The following is a 16731-nucleotide window of genomic DNA, read 5'->3' as shown; positions in this document are numbered from 1 at the left end:
TCGAATGGTAGAAAAAAATCTTCTACGAAAGTTAACTGATGTTCCGTTTTTTTGTACATTGAAATGGCCTCCAAGTGCAAGGTTTTTCACGTATTTTCCATAAAATCCTTACACTTTATATTCGACAAAAGTGGCTAAAACCCTTGTCAAATCTCGAATTTTTGCTTATTCAGCAAGCCCTACTTAACGGGTTGGTGCGGATATTTCTCACTTGCCGACACCCCAAGTATTTTCTAAAAGTTAGATGCGTGGATTAGAAGAGGGCTCCGAATGATTTTGTGGAAACAATGGTAGAAACCGAAAACGAAGATCAAGAAGCTGATCCAATTAGGAGTGCCCCAACATAAAGCATATGAGTGGGAAAATTTAAGGAAGGCAAATTGGAGAATCTCTAACAGCCCAATTTTACACAAAACCCTTGGCAGCTCCTGCTGAATCGCCAAGTGCAGAAAAGCCTGTATGAAAAGTATTGTGACAAGTGTCATTTATTTGATTGAACCGCCGTATACGGAACCGTACGTACGGTGGAGTGAGAGGACGGGGGCCAGTCGCCCACTCCTACTCGATTACATTGAAACGAACATAAGGGGTTATCACTACTGTTTAGCCTACAATTTTCTTATCTAACAGTAGTGATGCGGGTTCTCGCTACCGTTTGGTCCTCTCTTTTTCTTCCTAACGGCTGTGAGGCGGCTCATCACGAAGTTTCGTTCACCCTTTTTCTTTCTAATAGCAATGGGATCCGCTCTCATATCCCTTTTACCTGCCTTTTTTCTTGCATACTGCGTGGGTACATTAAAAAACTATAAAAAAAAAAGCTACCTCGATCACCGGAACGTGAGGCAACTTTACAGAATAGTTGATTTATTGTTCCCCACTTAATTTTACGAGAATTTTAGCATGTGATTTGTCATTGAGCAATGCATGAAAGCCTTCTTCAACAAGGTTTTCCAGCTCGATTTTTCCAGTGATGGCTTCGCGGACGTTGAGCCGGCCTGACGCCATAAGGTCAATCGTTGTCTGGTAAACGTCCGGCTCATAAGCAGCGGAAGATACAATCTTAACTCCGGCGACTGTCAGATCAAACGGATTAAATGGGATCGGGCCTGCAAAAATCGAAACAACGACGACCGTTCCGCGCGGTTTGGTCACTTTAAGCGACTGGGTGAACGTTTCCGGTACGCCGGCTACTTCAAAAGTTACATTCGCCCCATTCGGCAAAAGTGCGCGGACTGCCTGCACGGCATCCTGTTCTTTCAAATTGATCACATCCGTTGCGCCGAACAATTTTGCTTTTTCAAGCCGTGTTTCTGATACATCCAGCACAACAATTCTGCTTGCACCTGCCGCTTTGGCTGCAAGCGCCGTTTAACAATCCAATCGGACTTGCCCCGAAAATGACGGCTGTCTGTCCAAAACGGAGATCGCCTTCCTTCAATGCCTGGACAGCGACAGCGGTTGGCTCCACCAGCGCCCCTTCCTCAAGTGAAAGAATGTCCAGCAGGGCATACACATTCTTTTCTTTTACAACCGTATAATCGGCAAAAGCCCCGTCACTTCCAAGCCCGACAAACTGAAAACCGTCATAAATATCGTATTCCGGCGGTTTGTTTCCGTATGTAATCAACGGATTGATGACAACGCGGTCACCTTTTTTAAAACGTGTCACTTTCTTCCCGGTTTCTTCGACAATACCTGAAAATTCATGGCCCAAAGTGATCGGGGCCTGCATGCCGGTCAGCGGATCCGGTTTTCCCCCGGAATGGTGATCGGCCTCTCCAGGTATTCATGCAAGTCGCTGCCGCAAATGCCTGCCCATGCCACACGAACTTTTACTTCATCTGGCCCAACCGGCTTTACATCCCTTTTTTCTACTCTGACATCTTTTCTTCCGTGCCAAACTGCTGCTCTCATGACAAACACCTCCATCTAAATATTGTACACGTTTTCATTTTACATCATTTTATGTTCCGGAGATCGTAACACTTTGTGAAATAAGTACACAATTTTTCAATCATGCTTCCATAATTATCGTCCGGTTTATGCCTTTCATAAACGCCACGTTCATCTTTTATGCTCAGCGTACTAGATTCTAGTGTATATTCTTCTGAGATAACATGAGGCCCAGGATCTCGAGCTGCAAACTCGCTATCCTATGACCCTCTTGTGTCACAAACCTTGCAAAGCATAACGCCTGAGTATCAAGAATAGTGTATGTGCTCTTTTAACTGTTAATGTAAACTTTCACTTTATTCCAGATTGTGATTTTCAAAATAAATCAGTATCCAATTTCGTATAAACTTAGGAGCACGGCTTTACATGGAGAGGTGGGCATGATAGCCTTGTTGGGCGAAGCCAGCATTGATACTGCTGGTTTCCTGGCTTGAGAGTCATGCCCACAGAGGCTCCATGTCAAGCCATATTTGGCATAAAGATTCATAAACGGCTGAGAATATACAAAAAAGTTTGTGAAAATATCCGTTCAAATTTGATAAAAAATCAGTGTTTTATGCCGAAATAATGTGCCCGTTTACACTGTTAATCTTAACTATGGCGACGCTTCAGACTATATAACCTTCCCAATTCTTTTATGCAGATGCATTATCCGTGGAAGACGCTTGCTCTTGGGCACTCAAAATTTGGTCGTATTTCTTTGCAAATGGCCAATAAACCACAACAGTCATCGCTAACATTAATAACTGCCATAAAGCGCCCTGCCAACCGCCAACCATCAAGCCCGAGATAATCGGCGGAGTCGTCCATGGGACATACACGCCATTAAACGGTGGAATAATTTTAAACAGTATCGCAAAGTAGGTTAAAAATCCGGACAATACAGGTGTTAAGATAAACGGAATCGCCAACAGCGGATTTAACACAATCGGCAAACCGAATAAAACAGGTTCGTTAATATTAAACAGGGCCGGTACAATTTCCAATTTCCCGATTGTTTTCATCTGTACCGATTTTGCCCGCACTAACATAAAGATAACCAATCCAATTGTGATGCCGGAGCCGGTCACTGTGATATATTGGTCCATAAAGGATTGTGTTACAATATGTGCTCCGTGGTCTAAACTCAGTTCTCCTGCACGATATAAAGCATTATTATCTGCACTATTGGCCAGCAACAACGCCGTCATAATCCCGCCCACGATGGTCGCTCCGTGAATACCGAAAAACCATAAGAATACTGGTATAAAGGAAACAATGATCACGCCAACTGGGCCATCTGTGGCATGCTGCAATGGTGTCTGAATCACCTTGTAAATCCATTCAACAAAAGTAGTTCCAAAGCCAAGATTGAAGATTGCATAAACAATTGCTGCAGCGGTTACAATCACTGCGCCAGGAACAAGGGCTGTGAACGAAGCCGCTACATTACTAGGAACCTGTTCGGGCAATTTGATAGTGATCCCTTTTTTCATGAACCATGAGTAGGCCCAGCCAACGAGCAAGCCCACGATAATGGCCACGATCATCCCTTTGCCGCCTAACCATTGTTTATCAATTACATTCGATACCATCCAGCTTGTTGATGTTTTCGTAGAGTCAACAACACTTGTAACGGTTTTAATTGTATCAGGCTGCAAAATAATATCCACAACAATCGCTAACAGGCCAGCCGGAACACCTTCATATCCTTCATTGCGAACCCAGGAATAGGCGATTCCGAAAACGGCAAATACCGCCATGATTGCCATTGATCCATTGTAAGCCTGGTTACAAACAGCGGCTAAACCGGTATGGGTCATGAAATTCGCAACAGGCGCCCAAGGGAAGTTCCCCAGGATTAAGAAAATGGCACCGATTACAATAAAAGGAATAGGATAAAGCATACCATCTTTAATTGCTTGCAACGGACGTGTATTAACAAATTTCATTACCGCAGGTAACAATTTATCATTAAACCACGTATTCATCATTCATCACCAATCTTTCATATATAACTTACAAAGATTCACCATTCGATGAAATCACTTGCTGATACCATTCAAAACTATCTTTTTTATATCTCTTGCCGCTGCCCTTCCCCATATCATCTAAATCAACATAGATAAAGCCATATCTCTTGGCCATTTCGCCAGTAGAAGCAGATACAATATCAATTCCCGACCATGGTAAATATCCAATCAACGGTATTCCGTCTAACACGACACCGCGTTCCATCGAAAGAATATGGTCTCGTAAATAAGCAATCCGATACTCATCGTGAATGGTGTGATCATCTTCTAAAACATCGTACGCACCCATGCCATTTTCTACAATAAACAGCGGTTTGTGCCAGCGATCCCACATCCAATTCATGGCCCAGCGAACGCCAACAGGATCAATTTGCCATCCCCAATCCGTCTTCTTCAGGAACGGATTGTCACCATGGTTTTGCGATTCATCATACTCTAACCATTCGTCACCAGTACTTTTAACCGTCCATGACATATAATAGGAGAAAGCAACATAGTCAACCGTGTTTTCTCTTAATAATTTTTTGTCTTCTTCAGTGATATCTATCTTAAAACCCTTATGATCCCAAAAGTTTAATAACCAATTTGGATATTCGCCCAGAGCATGTACATCACCCCAGTAATACCGCGTTTGCATCGCTCTTTGGGCCATTAAAATATCCTCTGGATTGGATGATGCAGGATAAACCGGATTCATGGCAATCATCGCACCAATCATCAGATCCGGATTGATTTCATGAGCGATTTTCGCAACCAAAGCCGATGCGACTAATTCATGGTGTGAAGCCAAATACATTAACTCTTGCGCTTTGTCCCGGTCATAATCTTTTAAGCCTGAGTTTTGAAGCATCGGATGGGTATCCATCCATGAAGTTTGGTTATTAATCTCATTAAAGGTCATCCAATATTTAACCCGGTCACCATATCTTCGAATGACCGTTTCTGCAAATCTAACAAAAAAGTCAATCAGCTTCCGGTTACGCCATCCTCCGTACTCGGTTACCAAATGATATGGCATTTCGAAATGGCTTAACGTTAGAACCGGTTCGATTCCATTTGCCAACATTTCATCAATCATTTTGTCATAGAAAAGCAAACCTTCTTCATTAGGTTCCGCCTCATCCCCGTTTGGAAAAATACGAGTCCATGCAATCGAAGTCCGAAAAGCCTTTAAACCCAGTTCTTTAAAAAGTTTAAAATCACGCGGATAGGAATGATAGAAATCAATCCCTCTATGACTCGGATAATTGCCATCCGGCAATACGGTATCTGTAACCACACGCCGCTTGCCATTTGCACCTGCCAGCATTACGTCCGCAATCGATATCCCTTTACCGCCGACGTCCCAGGCACCTTCTAATTGGTGAGCGGCCACGGCAGCTCCCCACAAAAAATCCTCTGGCATGCGCAACCCTTGTACCATTATTTATTCACCTCTGAAAATTATTTATTTAGTACAACCAACCAAAAAGAAATGACTTATATCTAAGATTATTTATTGTTGTCAATTAATGAGAAAGCCTGTTCCAAAACTTTTTCCCCGTTCATCATGCCGTAGTACTGCATGTTGATCGAATCAATAGGAATCCCTTTTTCTGCGAGTTTTGGTTCAAATTGCTTTTTCATAAATTTGACTTGCGGGCCAAGCAGCAGGACATCAATGTCTTTCTTTTCCAGCGTGGCATCGACATCGGATGCGGATACCGCAAAGATATCGGCTTCAACCCCTTTTGCTTCGGCCGCTTTTTTCATTTTTGTCACCAGCAGGCTTGTGCTCATACCGGCCGCACATACCAACATGATCGTTTTCATATCTATCTCCTCCAAATATTGAATATCTTTTCCTTACATCTTTATTGTAGTTAAAAGCGTTTTCGAAGAGGAGAGAAGCATTTTCCGTTAGGCAACGGAAACGCTTACACGAAATTTGGTCACTTCTCTATGTAAACAGAAATCAGCGTCGGGAGGAAGAAAGAGGAGGTTAGCGGATCCCGGCTTTTATCAAAATCAGCGGAAATGAAGCTTTAATTAGCGGTTCCCTGCTAATCATCGGTGAAAGGTATCAAGAAATCAGCGTTGCGGCGAAAACGGAAGAAAAAATAGAGGACCTCTTTCAATGTTTAAGGTGAACCTGCCCTATTTCGAGGCCGTGCATCCAAGATTCCTCTCTATGGAAATTAAAATCAGAGAAAAAATGCTTTTATTAGCGAAGGCAGAAAAGAAAACAGCGTTTCCGCAGGGAACCCACAGCCGCAAAAAAACTGCTTTCTCCTAAAAAAGAAAGCAGTTGGCCTTTTCTATTTTTCTACTGCAATTCCAAACTTTTTATACATTTCAATCATTTCCTTTACCAGTTCGGAAATGGTTTCGGCGCTCATCAACTGGTCTTCCGCATGCATAAAAATCATCGAAAACCCGACTTTGTTCCCTGATGCTTCCTGCTGGATCAGTGACGCATGGACTTTATGGCCCTCCACAAAAAATTTCCGCGATTCTTTCATTTTCTCTTCCGCCAGTTCGAAGTTCCCGTCCCTTGCCGCGTACAGTGCTTCCATGGCCAGGCTTTTGGCTGTCCCCACATTGCTGATGATTTGGAATGCAGTCATTTCGATATCTTCAGTTTTCATATTTTCCACTTCCCTATATGAAAAATTTTGTTCCCGCTTCTTCAAATGCTTACAAATAAATGAACTTTCCTTGCTTACTTTTATTTTATTACAGGTCGGGGGTATTTTACATTTGGATCATTTCCGTTAACTAACGGAAACGCTTACTTTTTTTGTGAAAACCGTCCTTTTCTGCGGCGGTTTTCACGTTTTGGTTAAAAGGCCGATGACTTCTTCAACGGAATCGCTTTGGATGATTTTTTGGACGGTATTTTTGTTTTCAATGACGGAAATCAAATGCTGATACATCTGGTCGAGGCCACCTTTTGGATTCTTTTGGATATTCAAAAGGCAGACAAACTGGACCATTTGCCGGCCGTACCAGGCGATCGGGCGTTTCAGTGTGCAAACCGTCCAAAATGTTTCATCCGTGACCGGTTTGATCGGATGGGGGACGGCCACCAAATTTCCGAAACTTGTCGGCGCCGCCGCTTCCCTTTCCAGCACAAGATCTACGTAATTTTCCGGCACAAGCTCCTGCTTTTTCAGCTCCCCGCATAAAAACCGGATGGCACTTTCCCTGTCTTCAAAATCTTTATGGATGAACACCCGCGAAGGATCGAGATAAACTTTTGATGCCGTTTTTTCCGGATGGAGCTGCCGTTTGATATTTTCAATGTCACCGTCTTCCAAAAACGTATTGACAACCTGGACCGGTACGCCGAGATCCTCTTGAATCGGAATCGTGCTGATGACAAGGTCGATAAAAGACAAGTCATAGTCTTTCAATTTATAAAAATGGATCGTGTCGACAATTTCCATCTCATGTTCAAATAAACGCTGCAGCCGGTAATAAAGCAGTTTCGCACTCCCGACGCCGGATGCGCAGACAACGAGTACTTTTTTTGCTTTACCGGCCTTTGTTTTCATCCGCTCGAGCGCCACACCGATATGCAATGCGATATAGGCGATTTCATGCTCGCCGACTTCCATCTGCAAATAATCTTCAATGCATTTGCTTGCAATGACGGCGCCTTCAAATGCAACTGGATATTTCATTTTGATCTGTTGCAGAAGCGGATTGCGGATGTTCATATGATAACGGAGCCGATTCATCACCGGCCGGATGTGAAGCGTCAGCGCCTGGATCAGTTCATGGTCACCACTGAAATCCCAGCCCATTTCCTCTTTCAGCCTCTCCAGCATGCGGCGGACGATGTGCCCGGCCTCATCAAATTCCCCGTATTCCACGAGTTCTCTTTTATTTAAAAGCTTCGTACCAACAAGGTGGACAATGATATAGTCGATCTCAGGTTCCGGAAAATGCAGTCCCGTCAGTTTTTCCACCTCGCGGACAATTTCGCCGGCAACAAATTTTTCAAACGGATATTCTTTATGGATTTCATGCTCAAGTTTTTCAATATAAAACCCTTTTTCAATCCGCTTGCAGGCAATCGTCACATGGGTGGCCAGGTTTTCAAGCGAAATGTCGGATATCTCGATTTTATATTCATTGACTTTTTGGATGATGATTTCTTTGATTTTCGAATACAAGTCTTCATCGAGCAGTTGGATGGCATCCCGGTCCATGCTTAAATCCGGATTGCGCATAATCTGGTTGGATAAGCACAGCCTCTTTTTGTATTCGTCACCGACAATCTGCGTCCCGTAATGGGGGCGGTTAACCAAATCAAGCCCATATTTTTTCAAAATGCCGCGCAGCATTTTTAAATCATGTTGAATCGTTGATTTTGACACATACATTTCGTCCTCGAAAGTTTCCAACTTGATCGCGCCTTTTTCCAGCAAAAAGCGCCTGAGCATATAAGCCACCCGGTTCGACTGGTCGGAAAAATCCGTTTGTATTTTCTCTTGCGGGTCATTTCCGGTTTGTCCCATCGCCGTCTGAAAGGCTGCCTGATCGGTGATTTTCAGTCGGTATCCAATTCCCCGCATCGACTCAAGGACTGCCCCTGCCGCTTCACATTCTGATTGCAACGCTTTCATTTCGCTGCGGACAGTACGGTCGCTGACGCCGATTTCTTTTGCAATCCAATCGGCTGTAACCGGTTCTCCGGCCATTGACAACAGTTTTATAATCTCTTTTTGGCGCTTTGTCATCATACGGTTTTCCCCATTTCTACTGCAAAACCATTTCACAAAGTATACAAACTTTATTTTTCATTTAGAATAGTGCATTTTTTAACCGTTGTAAAGTCATTTTGGCACTTGTTTAAAATTGGCGAAAAAATTTTTCTTGGAAACGGTAAAATTTCCTAGAAGGGGACAGTTTTCCATCATATGCCTGACCGCGAATCACCGGTTACGGCGGGGACTGATCATTAGCGAAAAAAGAACAAACCGGCAGCTTGCAATAAGGCAGCCGGTTTTTTGTGCGCCCAATTCGATTCAATCCCATGCCGGTTAATATGTCACTGTTACCGTCTGCGGTTTGAGGCCAAGGCTTTCGGATTCTACCGTGATTTTAATTTCATTGCCTCTTGCATTTTGCTCCGGACGCGACAAATTGATCATCCCGTTCCCCTGCGCTTTTTTGTTCAACCCCAGGTTTTCTGTATGAATGCACAGTTGCGCATAGAGCTCCGCTTCCGTAAGCGCCCGGCCGAATGCTTTTTCTTCCATCTGTTTCACCAATGCAGCCGCCCCGCTCACATGCGGCGTCGCCATTGACGTGCCGCTGAGTCTAGCGTATTTGCCGCCGGGGTAAGTAGAAAGGATCCCAACACCGGGAGCGACCAGGTCAATTTCCGCATTCGTATTGGAAAAATCGGCCAGATTCTTTTGCAGGTCAACCGCGCCGACTTCTACGACTTCAGGATAAGCGCCGGGATAATCCATCTCATCGGTATCGTCGCGGCCGTCCCCGCTGTTGCCTGCTGCACAAACAACCAATATATTATTTTGAACAGCCTTTTGAATCAGGGCATGCTCTCTTTCATCGGCAGGACCTCCGAGCGACATGGAAATGGCGGAAACTTTTTCACCGTTCGGCCCTTTCCAGTTGATGGCATAATCGAGCGCCGCATTAATCCATTGCGACTCCCCCTGCCCGTCCTTATTTAAAGCCTTTAAAGCAAGCACCTTTGCCCCAGGTGCGACCCCGACGACCCCGTATGCATTTTTGGAAGCTAAAATCGTTCCGCACACATGTGTCCCATGCCCGTTATCATCCTGGTAATCTCCTGTATTCGTAAAATCTTTCCCGCCTATAATCCGGTCTTTTAAATCTGGATGCGTTTTATCGACACCTGTATCAATGACCGCAATGACAATGCCTTTCCCGTAGCCAGCATTTTCCCACACATCGGGCGCATGAATCAGTTGCACGCCTTCCGGAACCGTTTCTTCCACCTGCTCATAGACTTCCAGCACTTGAAACGGAATCAGCTTTTTCTGCATGTTTCTTTCCCCTTTCATTCGAAAGATAGCTTGTTCTTTTTTATTTTACTACGAAATTCGTGTTTGCTGCGGGAATTTTCTAAAAATAAGTCTTTGGATGTAGCCGCCGCAGTTGTGACCCGTTCCGCTGATTTTGAGTTATTTTCCACCGATTTTTTCCGGCGTGCCGCTGATTTTTGAAAAATTTTCGCCGATAAGAATTGCTTTTCCGCTGATGTTGCTTCCCATGTTAAAGGCAAGAAAAAACGCCGAGCCTTGTTTGCTCCGCGTTTTCTTTTTTTATCATTTTGTTCATTCATATTCCCAGCGAAAGATTTTCGATTTGCACTTTTTTATCCAAGGAAGCGCCCGGTTGGAAGTTACAGCAAATGTTTCGATCAAAACGGATCTCCAGTACGGTATTTTCTAAACGGGCAGCCAATCCGCTTTTCGTTTCCTTCATTTCCGGGAAAATTTTCTTGATAAAATGAATTGATTCCGTATGATCCAGATCATGGACAACTGCCTCATGAATTTCGTGTACCTGATTTTCTTCACTGTTCGGGTGCACGAAGTATTTTTTAATATGCCGGAGGACAGGCAGAAATTTCTTTCACCCCCCTGCCCGGTTCCTATATTACCATTCTCCTGCCGCCGCCCCGCTATTTTATCTGGTTAAAAGAAGAGGAAGTTGTTAAAATCCGGAAGATCATCACAATGTTTGCCAAAACGGCTGAAACGCATAAACACGCCATGTAAAAGCCCGCTTTTTGAAAGGCGGGTTTTTTTACGGTTGATTTAAAATTGGAATTTGATTATTATCTAATTAGATATAAATTAAAAAAGAAAGGTCCTCATCATGCAGCTCAATAAAATTGTGGAATTTCATAAAGCACTCGGTGATTTAACGCGCGTCCGGATCATTGCCCTGCTGCAAAAGGGTGAGCTGCACGGCCAGGCAATTGCCGGAAAGCTCGGGCTGAAGCCGCCGACCATCACCCACCATATCACAAAACTCCGGGATGTCGGACTGATCAAGGAGCGGCGCGATAAAAACACCATTTATTTCTCGCTCAACACCAAAATTTTGGAAAGCAGCGCGATGGCGATTTTATCATTGGGGGAAAGGAGCACGAATATGGAAATGTCCGTATCCGAAGAAGAACGCGCAAGCATTTTGAAAAATTTCTTTACGGCCGGCGGAAAATTAAAAACGTTCCCGGCCCAGCGCAAGAAGAAGCTGGTTGTGCTTGCCCATATTGCCCAAAAATTCGAGTTTGGAAAAATATATCCGGAGAAAAAAGTCAATGAAATTTTAAAGGAATTTCATGAAGATTACGCGACATTAAGGCGGGAGCTGATCATGTGCCAGTACATGTACAGGGAAAACGGCGAATATGAATTAAACCCGCCGGAACTGTGGTGGCTGCGGTAGCGGATGGCAAAAGACACGGCAGCCCGGAATGAAACGGAGCTGCCCCGTCAACTTTCTTTCGCTTTTTCCGCTTTAAACCGATAGAGGGCTCGGAGTATCCCGCCGTATCCGGTGCAGCGGCAGAGGTTTCCGGACAGTGCTTCTATGATTTCTTCGTCACCCGGGAATAGATTTTCATCGGTGAGCGCTTTTGCCGCCATGATCATGCCGGGCGTACAGTAGCCGCACTGGAAGCCTCCTTCTTCCAGGAAACATTGCTGAATCAGATCCAACTCCCCGCCTTTTTGGATTCCTTCAATGGTCGTGATGTGAGACCCATCGATTTGATAAGCCAATACCAGGCAGGCATTTACTACTTTCCCGTCCAGGAGCACCGAACAAGCCCCGCAGCGACCAATGCCGCACGAAATTTTTGTTCCTGTCATATGCAGCTGGTCGCGCAACAGATCGACAAGTCTTAAAACCGGATCAACTTCAAGGGAAAGCTGCCGGCCGTTCAGTTCAAACGTAGCTTGGATTTTAGCGGCTGTTTTTCCATTTTCCATGCCCCGTCCCCTTCTTTCATGGCAAATTTCAAAATGTCTTCCGGCGAAACCGGCAGGCGGTTTGCCCAAAACCCGGTTGCATGGTGGATCGCTTTTGCGACAGCCGGCGCAACGGCAACCGAACCGATTTCCCCCACTCCCCTCGGGCCGTAAGGATCGCCATCCACTAATTTTTCAATCGGTTCCACATCCATATGGAAAGGCACGTCCGCAATGGTCGGGATAAAATATTGGTCCAGGTTTTCTGCCAAATACCTGCCTTCTTTCATGGCGGCATCTTCCATCAGCGTATAGCCGAGCGCCATTACACCGCCCCCTTCAATTTGGCCGGTATAACCGATTTCGTCCACGACCGGGCCTGCCGCAATCGCCTGATCCAAGCCAACCACTTTTACCATGCCTGTCAAGAGGTCCACTTCCACTTCGGCCAGAACACCGGAAAATGCATACAAAAAATGCCCTGCGTTCACTTGATCCGGCGTTGTTGGAAAATCAAATTTCACGGTGACGGCAACCGATTCAATATCAGAGATTTGATCTGCCAGCTCGCCATACGAAAGTACCATGCCGCCGGAGGAAAAAACGCCGCCTTCTCCCAGCCGCAATTGGGAGGCAGGAATGCCGGCAGCTGCCGACGCTTTTTCCAGCAATTTATTGCAAAAATCCCCCTTCATCCGCTGCAAGGCGTGCCATACCATGCTCGTTCCCCTTGAGGCAGTGGTGGATCCGGATGATGGGGCACAAGAGGTGTCCCCGATGACAATCGATAAATCGTTTTTTGAACAGCCAAGCGAATTGCAAGTGATTTTCTCGATGACACTTAAAATCCCCTGGCCGGCTTCTTCAAAACCGAATGCAATTTCAATTTTTCCTTCTTTTGAAAGGCGAAGGCGCCCGCCGGCCGGGTCCAAACGCCCGTATCCGAGCCCTCCGCCATGCATTGTAATGGCCATGCCGAACCCGCGTTTTTTCCACTTATGCCGTTCATTGTAAAAATGGACGGCCATCTTTTTCAGCTCCACTTTTTGCGCGATGGCTTCCAGCACATCGGAAGCGCCGGTTGTTTCGGCGATCCGGTGGCCTAACGGGCCGGGGGCGTTTTTTTGGCGGAGGTTCCGCCTTCTGAACTCAATCGGGTCCAGCTGCAATTGATCGGCCAGGCGGTCGATCTGCCCCTCCAGCGCAAATGTGACCTGGTTGCCGCCGAACCCGCGGAACTCGCCGGATACTCCGTTATTCGTAAATACCGCCATTCCGGTTACATCTACATTCGGGATGATATACGGCCCGATGGCATGTTCAACGGCAAAATCGAGCACAGCCGGCCCGAGCGTAGCATATGCGCCGGTATCTGCGATGATCACCGCCTGGAAAGCAAGCAGCTTCCCGTATTCATCCGCCCCGGTTTTGACTTTGATTTCCATAGGGTGTCGCTTAATACTGGAAATGACCGATTCTTTCCTTGTTTGATGGATTTTTACCGGCCTTCCCGTAGCGAGTGCCAACAATGCCACGTACGGCTGGATATGCAATTCATCTTTTCCGCCGAAAGAACCGCCTATAGGACTAGACACAACGCGGATTTTTTCTTCATCCATCCCGAGGATCCGCGACAGTTGGAAGCGGTCCCGGTAGCCGTGCTGGGAACCGCAATAAACCGTAATTCCGCCGTTTTCTTCCGGGACGGCCACCCCGCCTTCCGTTTCCATATACGTATGCATCTGGCGCGGGACATGGTACGTTTCTTCAACAACAGCCGCACACCGCGCAAAAGCCTCCTTCACTTCTCCCCGCTTATTTTCCGCACGATGGAGGATGTTCCCTTTCGTATGCAGCTTCGGCGCACCGGGCTCAAGTGCTTTTGCCGGGCTGTCGATTACCGGGAGAGGTTCATAAACGACTTCAATCCGCTCCAATGCTTTTTCTGCAATTTCAACCGATTCTGCCGCAACGGCCGCGACCGCATCTCCGACATAGCGGACCCGGTCTTCACATAAAACGGGCTGGTCGGGCATGACGATCCCGAAGCCGTTCAAGCCCGTCACATCTTTATAAGTAATGACAGCCGCAACCCCCGGCAACTTTTCGGCGCGGGACGTATCAATTGAAAGAATTTTTGCATGCGGATAAAAACTTCTCAATATTTTTCCGTACAGCATGTCCGGAAATGACAGATCCGTTAAATAAGCAAGGCTACCTGTTACTTTCGCAATGCCATCCGGCCCGATTCCCCGCTTTTCATGCTTCAGCTTCATCGGCACCATCCTTTCCGTTTAAAAAACTGATAAACGTTGAAACAATCAAATTGGAAGCCGCCTTTTTCCGGTAATCCACCGTGGCAAAAGCATCCGGCAGCGGATCATATTCTTCCATGATTTTTTCATGCGCTACGGCCATGACTTCCTCTGCCAAAACCTTTCCTTTTAAAAACTGCTCGCATGCTGTCAGCCGCTTTGGAAAACTCGAACCCCCGCCAGCAGCGATCCGAATTTGCTCCACCCGGTTTTCATTTGTCAGCCCTGCAAAGAAGGAAACAACCGTTAAAGACGGGGTAAAGGCCGCTCTCCGCCCGATTTTTTGATAAAAACAAATCTTTTTTTCCACAGCAGGCGGTTCCGGCAGCAGGATGGCCGTTAAAATACAGGACGGGTGCAATGGCGCCTGCTGCAAAAAAACTTGTAAATCATCTGTTTTGTAATCCCCGTCAAACCAAACAGCTTTCGCGCCGAGCGAGAGCAATGCCGGGATTGTGTCTCCTGACATGTAACAGACATTGCCGCCGATTGTTGCCCGGTTCCGGACAGCCGGTGCCGCAACTCGCCGGACTGCTTCATGAAGGATGTGCCAATCTTTTTCTATTAAGGAATTTTTCCGTAAATCGGACAGCCTAACGCAAGATCCGATCGCAAGGTTTTGTGCGGATACATGGATATCGTACAATTCTTTAATGTGTTCCAGGCTGATGAGGCAGGGCGGGAATACGGCCCCCTGCTCCCGCTTCATTTGCAAAAGCGTCCCGCCAGCAATCAACGCGGCAGCCCCGCCAAATTTCTGTTTCAATGCCCATGCTTCTTCAACGGATGCCGGCCTGTATACGGCTTGCGGCACGGCAGCCATTTTATCCTGCCCGGCCATCGGCATACCCCCTTGCTTTTTCATAATCTTCCTTCGTATCCATATCATAAAAAGGCAGCCCGTTATCGTAATGGATACAAATCCCGTGCAGAGAACCGCCCCTTAAAATGGCACGCGCACCCTGGTCCCCTTTAAGCTTCATTAAAGTTGGAAAAATAGATTTGGAGAGCAACAACGGCGGGAGGATCTTCCCTTTGTAGCATGGAGCGATATATTCTATCTGCCCCTCTGCAGCAGACCGTTTTTGGAATCGGGCAATCAAATGGTTGATCATGCCGGTCCGGATAAACGGCTGGTCCGCAAGCATCACGACGACCGCTTCCGCATCCATTTCCGCTGCCCTTTGCACCCCGCATTTCAGCGAATGGGACATCCCTTTTTCGGCATCGGAGCAATAAACAAGTGACCATTTTTTCTGATTGCCCAGCAATTCCGGGCTGAACCATGTATTTTTTCCGGCTTCCTTCACAATGACAAGCGTATCGTCAAGCTTTGAGGAGACGGCTGTCTGCAGTGCCAGACTGCCGGCCGGTTTTCCTTTAAGCGGAAGACAGAGCTTGTTTTCCCCCATCCGACTGCTTTTGCCGGCTGCAAGATAGATCCCGATGATTTTCATAAAAGCACTTCCTCGCTTACCGGCTCGTTTTTTAGCTTGATGCATTCGGCAATGATGCTGACGGCAATTTCTTCCGGTCCCTCCGCTGCGATCGCGAGCCCTGCCGGCGTCCGGATGCCAGGCGGGAGTTTCTCCATTCCAAGCAGGCGCTTCGTACGTTTCATAGATCCGAGCACCCCAAGATAGCGCGGATTGGTTTGCATCACATGCGTTAAAATTTCTTGGTCCCTTGAAAAATGGTGGGTCATGATCATCACGAAATCGTTCGGCGCAATGGTTATTCTGCTTTCTGCGAAAACTTCAGAAGGAAAACCGACGACCAATTCTTCTGCATCCGGAAAGTTTTGCCGGCTGCACAAACCCGGCCGCCAATCTGACACAATGACTGAAAAGCCGGTCTTCGCAGCCAGGGCAGCGAGCGGAGCCGCATCCTTGCCGGCCCCGAACAAAATGAACCGCGGTTTCGGTCGATAATGATGAATATATACTTCCTCTTGCATCACAGGCAGGAAAAACGTTCCATTTTTTACCGGCAGGTAATGCACAAATCCCATTTCGCCTTGATAACTGCCGAACCGGTGCCCGTCTTCTGTGACAAACAGGTACGCACCGGAATCCGGAAATTTGATCCCGGTTACAGCCGTCCCACTTTGCAAAAATGTTTTGAGCCGGAGAAGATGCGCGGCATAGCGGCGGCCAACCGGCTCCACATATACATGGACAGCGCCGTTGCATCCGGAACCCGTCCCCCACGACAGATCATCATCTCTGCGCATGTCATAGACGATCGTTTCCGGTTTCCGGCCAAACCCGTTTTCGATTCTTGCCGCCAAATCTTCTTCCAGGCAGCCTGCGCTCAAAAGACCGATTCGGGTGCCATCAGGTTTGAAGAACATGGCAGCCCCTTCCTTTTTATAAGCCGAGCCGTCGACACGAATGACAGTCGCCAGCACACCCCCTGTCATGCCTGGACGGATTGCATCGAGAATGCTGTACATATCTTCCATTGCCGTCACCTCACATTCTTGTA

Annotated in this window: 14 protein-coding genes and 3 pseudogenes; 4 read left to right on the top strand and 13 right to left on the bottom strand. The window is 46.6% G+C overall.

The window, feature by feature from the left end; translation table 11 throughout:
- Nucleotides 1-180 precede the first annotated feature (180 nt).
- Nucleotides 181-497, top strand: a pseudogene (locus tag GBH70_RS17615) (group II intron maturase-specific domain-containing protein); the annotation flags it as partial.
- Between the two features lie 367 nt (nt 498-864).
- Here GBH70_RS17615 and GBH70_RS08340 read toward each other — a convergent pair.
- The 4 genes and pseudogenes from GBH70_RS08340 to GBH70_RS08325 form a co-directional block, all read right to left on the bottom strand.
- Nucleotides 865-1914, bottom strand: a pseudogene (locus GBH70_RS08340) (2,3-butanediol dehydrogenase).
- 674 nt (nt 1915-2588) lie between these two features.
- A complete protein-coding gene (locus tag GBH70_RS08335; RefSeq protein ID WP_253693638.1) occupies nt 2589-3926 on the bottom strand; it encodes a PTS sugar transporter subunit IIC in 1338 nt (445 codons plus the stop codon).
- Between the two features lie 25 nt (nt 3927-3951).
- Complete coding sequence (locus GBH70_RS08330; protein WP_151680604.1) at nt 3952-5388, bottom strand: 6-phospho-beta-glucosidase; 1437 nt, start codon at nt 5386-5388, stop codon at nt 3952-3954.
- A 68-nt stretch (nt 5389-5456) separates the two neighbouring features.
- Nucleotides 5457-5777, bottom strand: coding sequence for a PTS sugar transporter subunit IIB (locus GBH70_RS08325; protein WP_302466629.1), 321 nt, complete (start codon nt 5775-5777; stop codon nt 5457-5459).
- Nucleotides 5778-6081: 304 nt separating this feature from the next.
- On the opposite strand from GBH70_RS08325, the gene GBH70_RS16735 reads away from it, so the two are divergent.
- Nucleotides 6082-6240 (top strand): hypothetical protein, encoded by a 159-nt coding sequence (locus tag GBH70_RS16735; protein ID WP_172968296.1) that lies wholly within the window; start codon nt 6082-6084, stop codon nt 6238-6240.
- 22 nt (nt 6241-6262) lie between these two features.
- On the opposite strand, the gene GBH70_RS08320 is transcribed toward GBH70_RS16735, so the two are convergent.
- The 4 genes from GBH70_RS08320 to GBH70_RS08305 all read right to left on the bottom strand — a co-directional run bounded on the left by GBH70_RS08320 (nt 6263) and on the right by GBH70_RS08305 (nt 10290).
- Nucleotides 6263-6592 (bottom strand): PTS sugar transporter subunit IIA, encoded by a 330-nt coding sequence (locus GBH70_RS08320; RefSeq protein WP_151680603.1) that lies wholly within the window; start codon nt 6590-6592, stop codon nt 6263-6265.
- 183 nt (nt 6593-6775) lie between these two features.
- A complete protein-coding gene (locus GBH70_RS08315; RefSeq protein ID WP_253693636.1) occupies nt 6776-8695 on the bottom strand; it encodes a BglG family transcription antiterminator in 1920 nt (639 codons plus the stop codon).
- 300 nt (nt 8696-8995) lie between these two features.
- A complete protein-coding gene (locus GBH70_RS08310; protein WP_216643710.1) occupies nt 8996-10009 on the bottom strand; it encodes a S8 family peptidase in 1014 nt (337 codons plus the stop codon).
- On the bottom strand, nt 10006-10290 hold the full coding sequence (locus tag GBH70_RS08305) for a hypothetical protein (protein ID WP_151680601.1): 285 nt from the start codon (nt 10288-10290) through the stop codon (nt 10006-10008). The genes GBH70_RS08310 and GBH70_RS08305 overlap by 4 nt, the downstream gene beginning before the upstream one ends.
- A 283-nt stretch (nt 10291-10573) precedes the next feature.
- Here GBH70_RS08305 and GBH70_RS17985 point away from each other — a divergent pair.
- Nucleotides 10574-10729 (top strand): annotated as a pseudogene (locus GBH70_RS17985) (DUF3156 family protein); the annotation flags it as partial.
- Between the two features lie 100 nt (nt 10730-10829).
- A complete protein-coding gene (locus tag GBH70_RS08300) occupies nt 10830-11405 on the top strand; it encodes a DUF2087 domain-containing protein (protein WP_151680600.1) in 576 nt (191 codons plus the stop codon).
- Nucleotides 11406-11452: 47 nt separating this feature from the next.
- Here the strand turns inward: GBH70_RS08300 and GBH70_RS08295 are convergent, their stop codons facing one another.
- The 5 genes from GBH70_RS08295 to GBH70_RS08275 are packed head-to-tail and all read right to left on the bottom strand — an operon-like array spanning nt 11453 to nt 16708.
- On the bottom strand, nt 11453-11950 hold the full coding sequence (locus GBH70_RS08295; protein WP_151680599.1) for a (2Fe-2S)-binding protein: 498 nt from the start codon (nt 11948-11950) through the stop codon (nt 11453-11455).
- Nucleotides 11902-14205, bottom strand: a complete 2304-nt coding sequence (pucD, locus tag GBH70_RS08290) for a xanthine dehydrogenase subunit D (RefSeq protein ID WP_151680598.1) — start codon at nt 14203-14205, stop codon at nt 11902-11904. Before pucD ends, GBH70_RS08295 begins: the two co-directional genes overlap by 49 nt.
- Entirely contained in the window at nt 14189-15085 is an 897-nt protein-coding gene (locus GBH70_RS08285; RefSeq protein WP_172967502.1) for an FAD binding domain-containing protein, read from the bottom strand. The genes pucD and GBH70_RS08285 overlap by 17 nt, the downstream gene beginning before the upstream one ends.
- Nucleotides 15069-15701, bottom strand: a complete 633-nt coding sequence (locus GBH70_RS08280) for a nucleotidyltransferase family protein (RefSeq protein WP_172968294.1) — start codon at nt 15699-15701, stop codon at nt 15069-15071. The genes GBH70_RS08285 and GBH70_RS08280 overlap by 17 nt, the downstream gene beginning before the upstream one ends.
- Nucleotides 15698-16708: an XdhC family protein gene (locus GBH70_RS08275; RefSeq protein WP_151680595.1), complete on the bottom strand. Its 1011-nt coding sequence runs from the start codon at nt 16706-16708 to the stop codon at nt 15698-15700. Before GBH70_RS08275 ends, GBH70_RS08280 begins: the two co-directional genes overlap by 4 nt.
- Nucleotides 16709-16731 lie beyond the last annotated feature (23 nt).

Origin of the sequence: Weizmannia acidilactici, assembly GCF_008974225.1 — a bacterium.
In the GTDB taxonomy this organism is placed as follows: domain Bacteria; phylum Bacillota; class Bacilli; order Bacillales; family Bacillaceae_C; genus Weizmannia; species Weizmannia acidilactici.
This window is presented reverse-complemented; position numbering and strand designations above follow the sequence as displayed.

What these genes read in the sequence shown, in the direction of transcription:
- GBH70_RS08335 (WP_253693638.1), bottom strand. Translation starts at nt 3,926, where the DNA reads ATGATGAATACGTGGTTTAATGATAAATTGTTACCTGCGGTAATGAAA.
- GBH70_RS08330 (WP_151680604.1), bottom strand. Translation starts at nt 5,388, where the DNA reads ATGGTACAAGGGTTGCGCATGCCAGAGGATTTTTTGTGGGGAGCTGCC.
- GBH70_RS08325 (WP_302466629.1), bottom strand. Translation starts at nt 5,777, where the DNA reads ATGAAAACGATCATGTTGGTATGTGCGGCCGGTATGAGCACAAGCCTG.
- GBH70_RS16735 (WP_172968296.1), top strand. Translation starts at nt 6,082, where the DNA reads ATGTTTAAGGTGAACCTGCCCTATTTCGAGGCCGTGCATCCAAGATTC.
- GBH70_RS08320 (WP_151680603.1), bottom strand. Translation starts at nt 6,592, where the DNA reads ATGAAAACTGAAGATATCGAAATGACTGCATTCCAAATCATCAGCAAT.
- GBH70_RS08315 (WP_253693636.1), bottom strand. Translation starts at nt 8,695, where the DNA reads ATGATGACAAAGCGCCAAAAAGAGATTATAAAACTGTTGTCAATGGCC.
- GBH70_RS08310 (WP_216643710.1), bottom strand. Translation starts at nt 10,009, where the DNA reads ATGAAAGGGGAAAGAAACATGCAGAAAAAGCTGATTCCGTTTCAAGTG.
- GBH70_RS08305 (WP_151680601.1), bottom strand. Translation starts at nt 10,290, where the DNA reads ATGAATGAACAAAATGATAAAAAAAGAAAACGCGGAGCAAACAAGGCT.
- GBH70_RS08300 (WP_151680600.1), top strand. Translation starts at nt 10,830, where the DNA reads ATGCAGCTCAATAAAATTGTGGAATTTCATAAAGCACTCGGTGATTTA.
- GBH70_RS08295 (WP_151680599.1), bottom strand. Translation starts at nt 11,950, where the DNA reads ATGGAAAATGGAAAAACAGCCGCTAAAATCCAAGCTACGTTTGAACTG.
- pucD (WP_151680598.1), bottom strand. Translation starts at nt 14,205, where the DNA reads ATGAAGCTGAAGCATGAAAAGCGGGGAATCGGGCCGGATGGCATTGCG.
- GBH70_RS08285 (WP_172967502.1), bottom strand. Translation starts at nt 15,085, where the DNA reads ATGGCCGGGCAGGATAAAATGGCTGCCGTGCCGCAAGCCGTATACAGG.
- GBH70_RS08280 (WP_172968294.1), bottom strand. Translation starts at nt 15,701, where the DNA reads ATGAAAATCATCGGGATCTATCTTGCAGCCGGCAAAAGCAGTCGGATG.
- GBH70_RS08275 (WP_151680595.1), bottom strand. Translation starts at nt 16,708, where the DNA reads ATGGAAGATATGTACAGCATTCTCGATGCAATCCGTCCAGGCATGACA.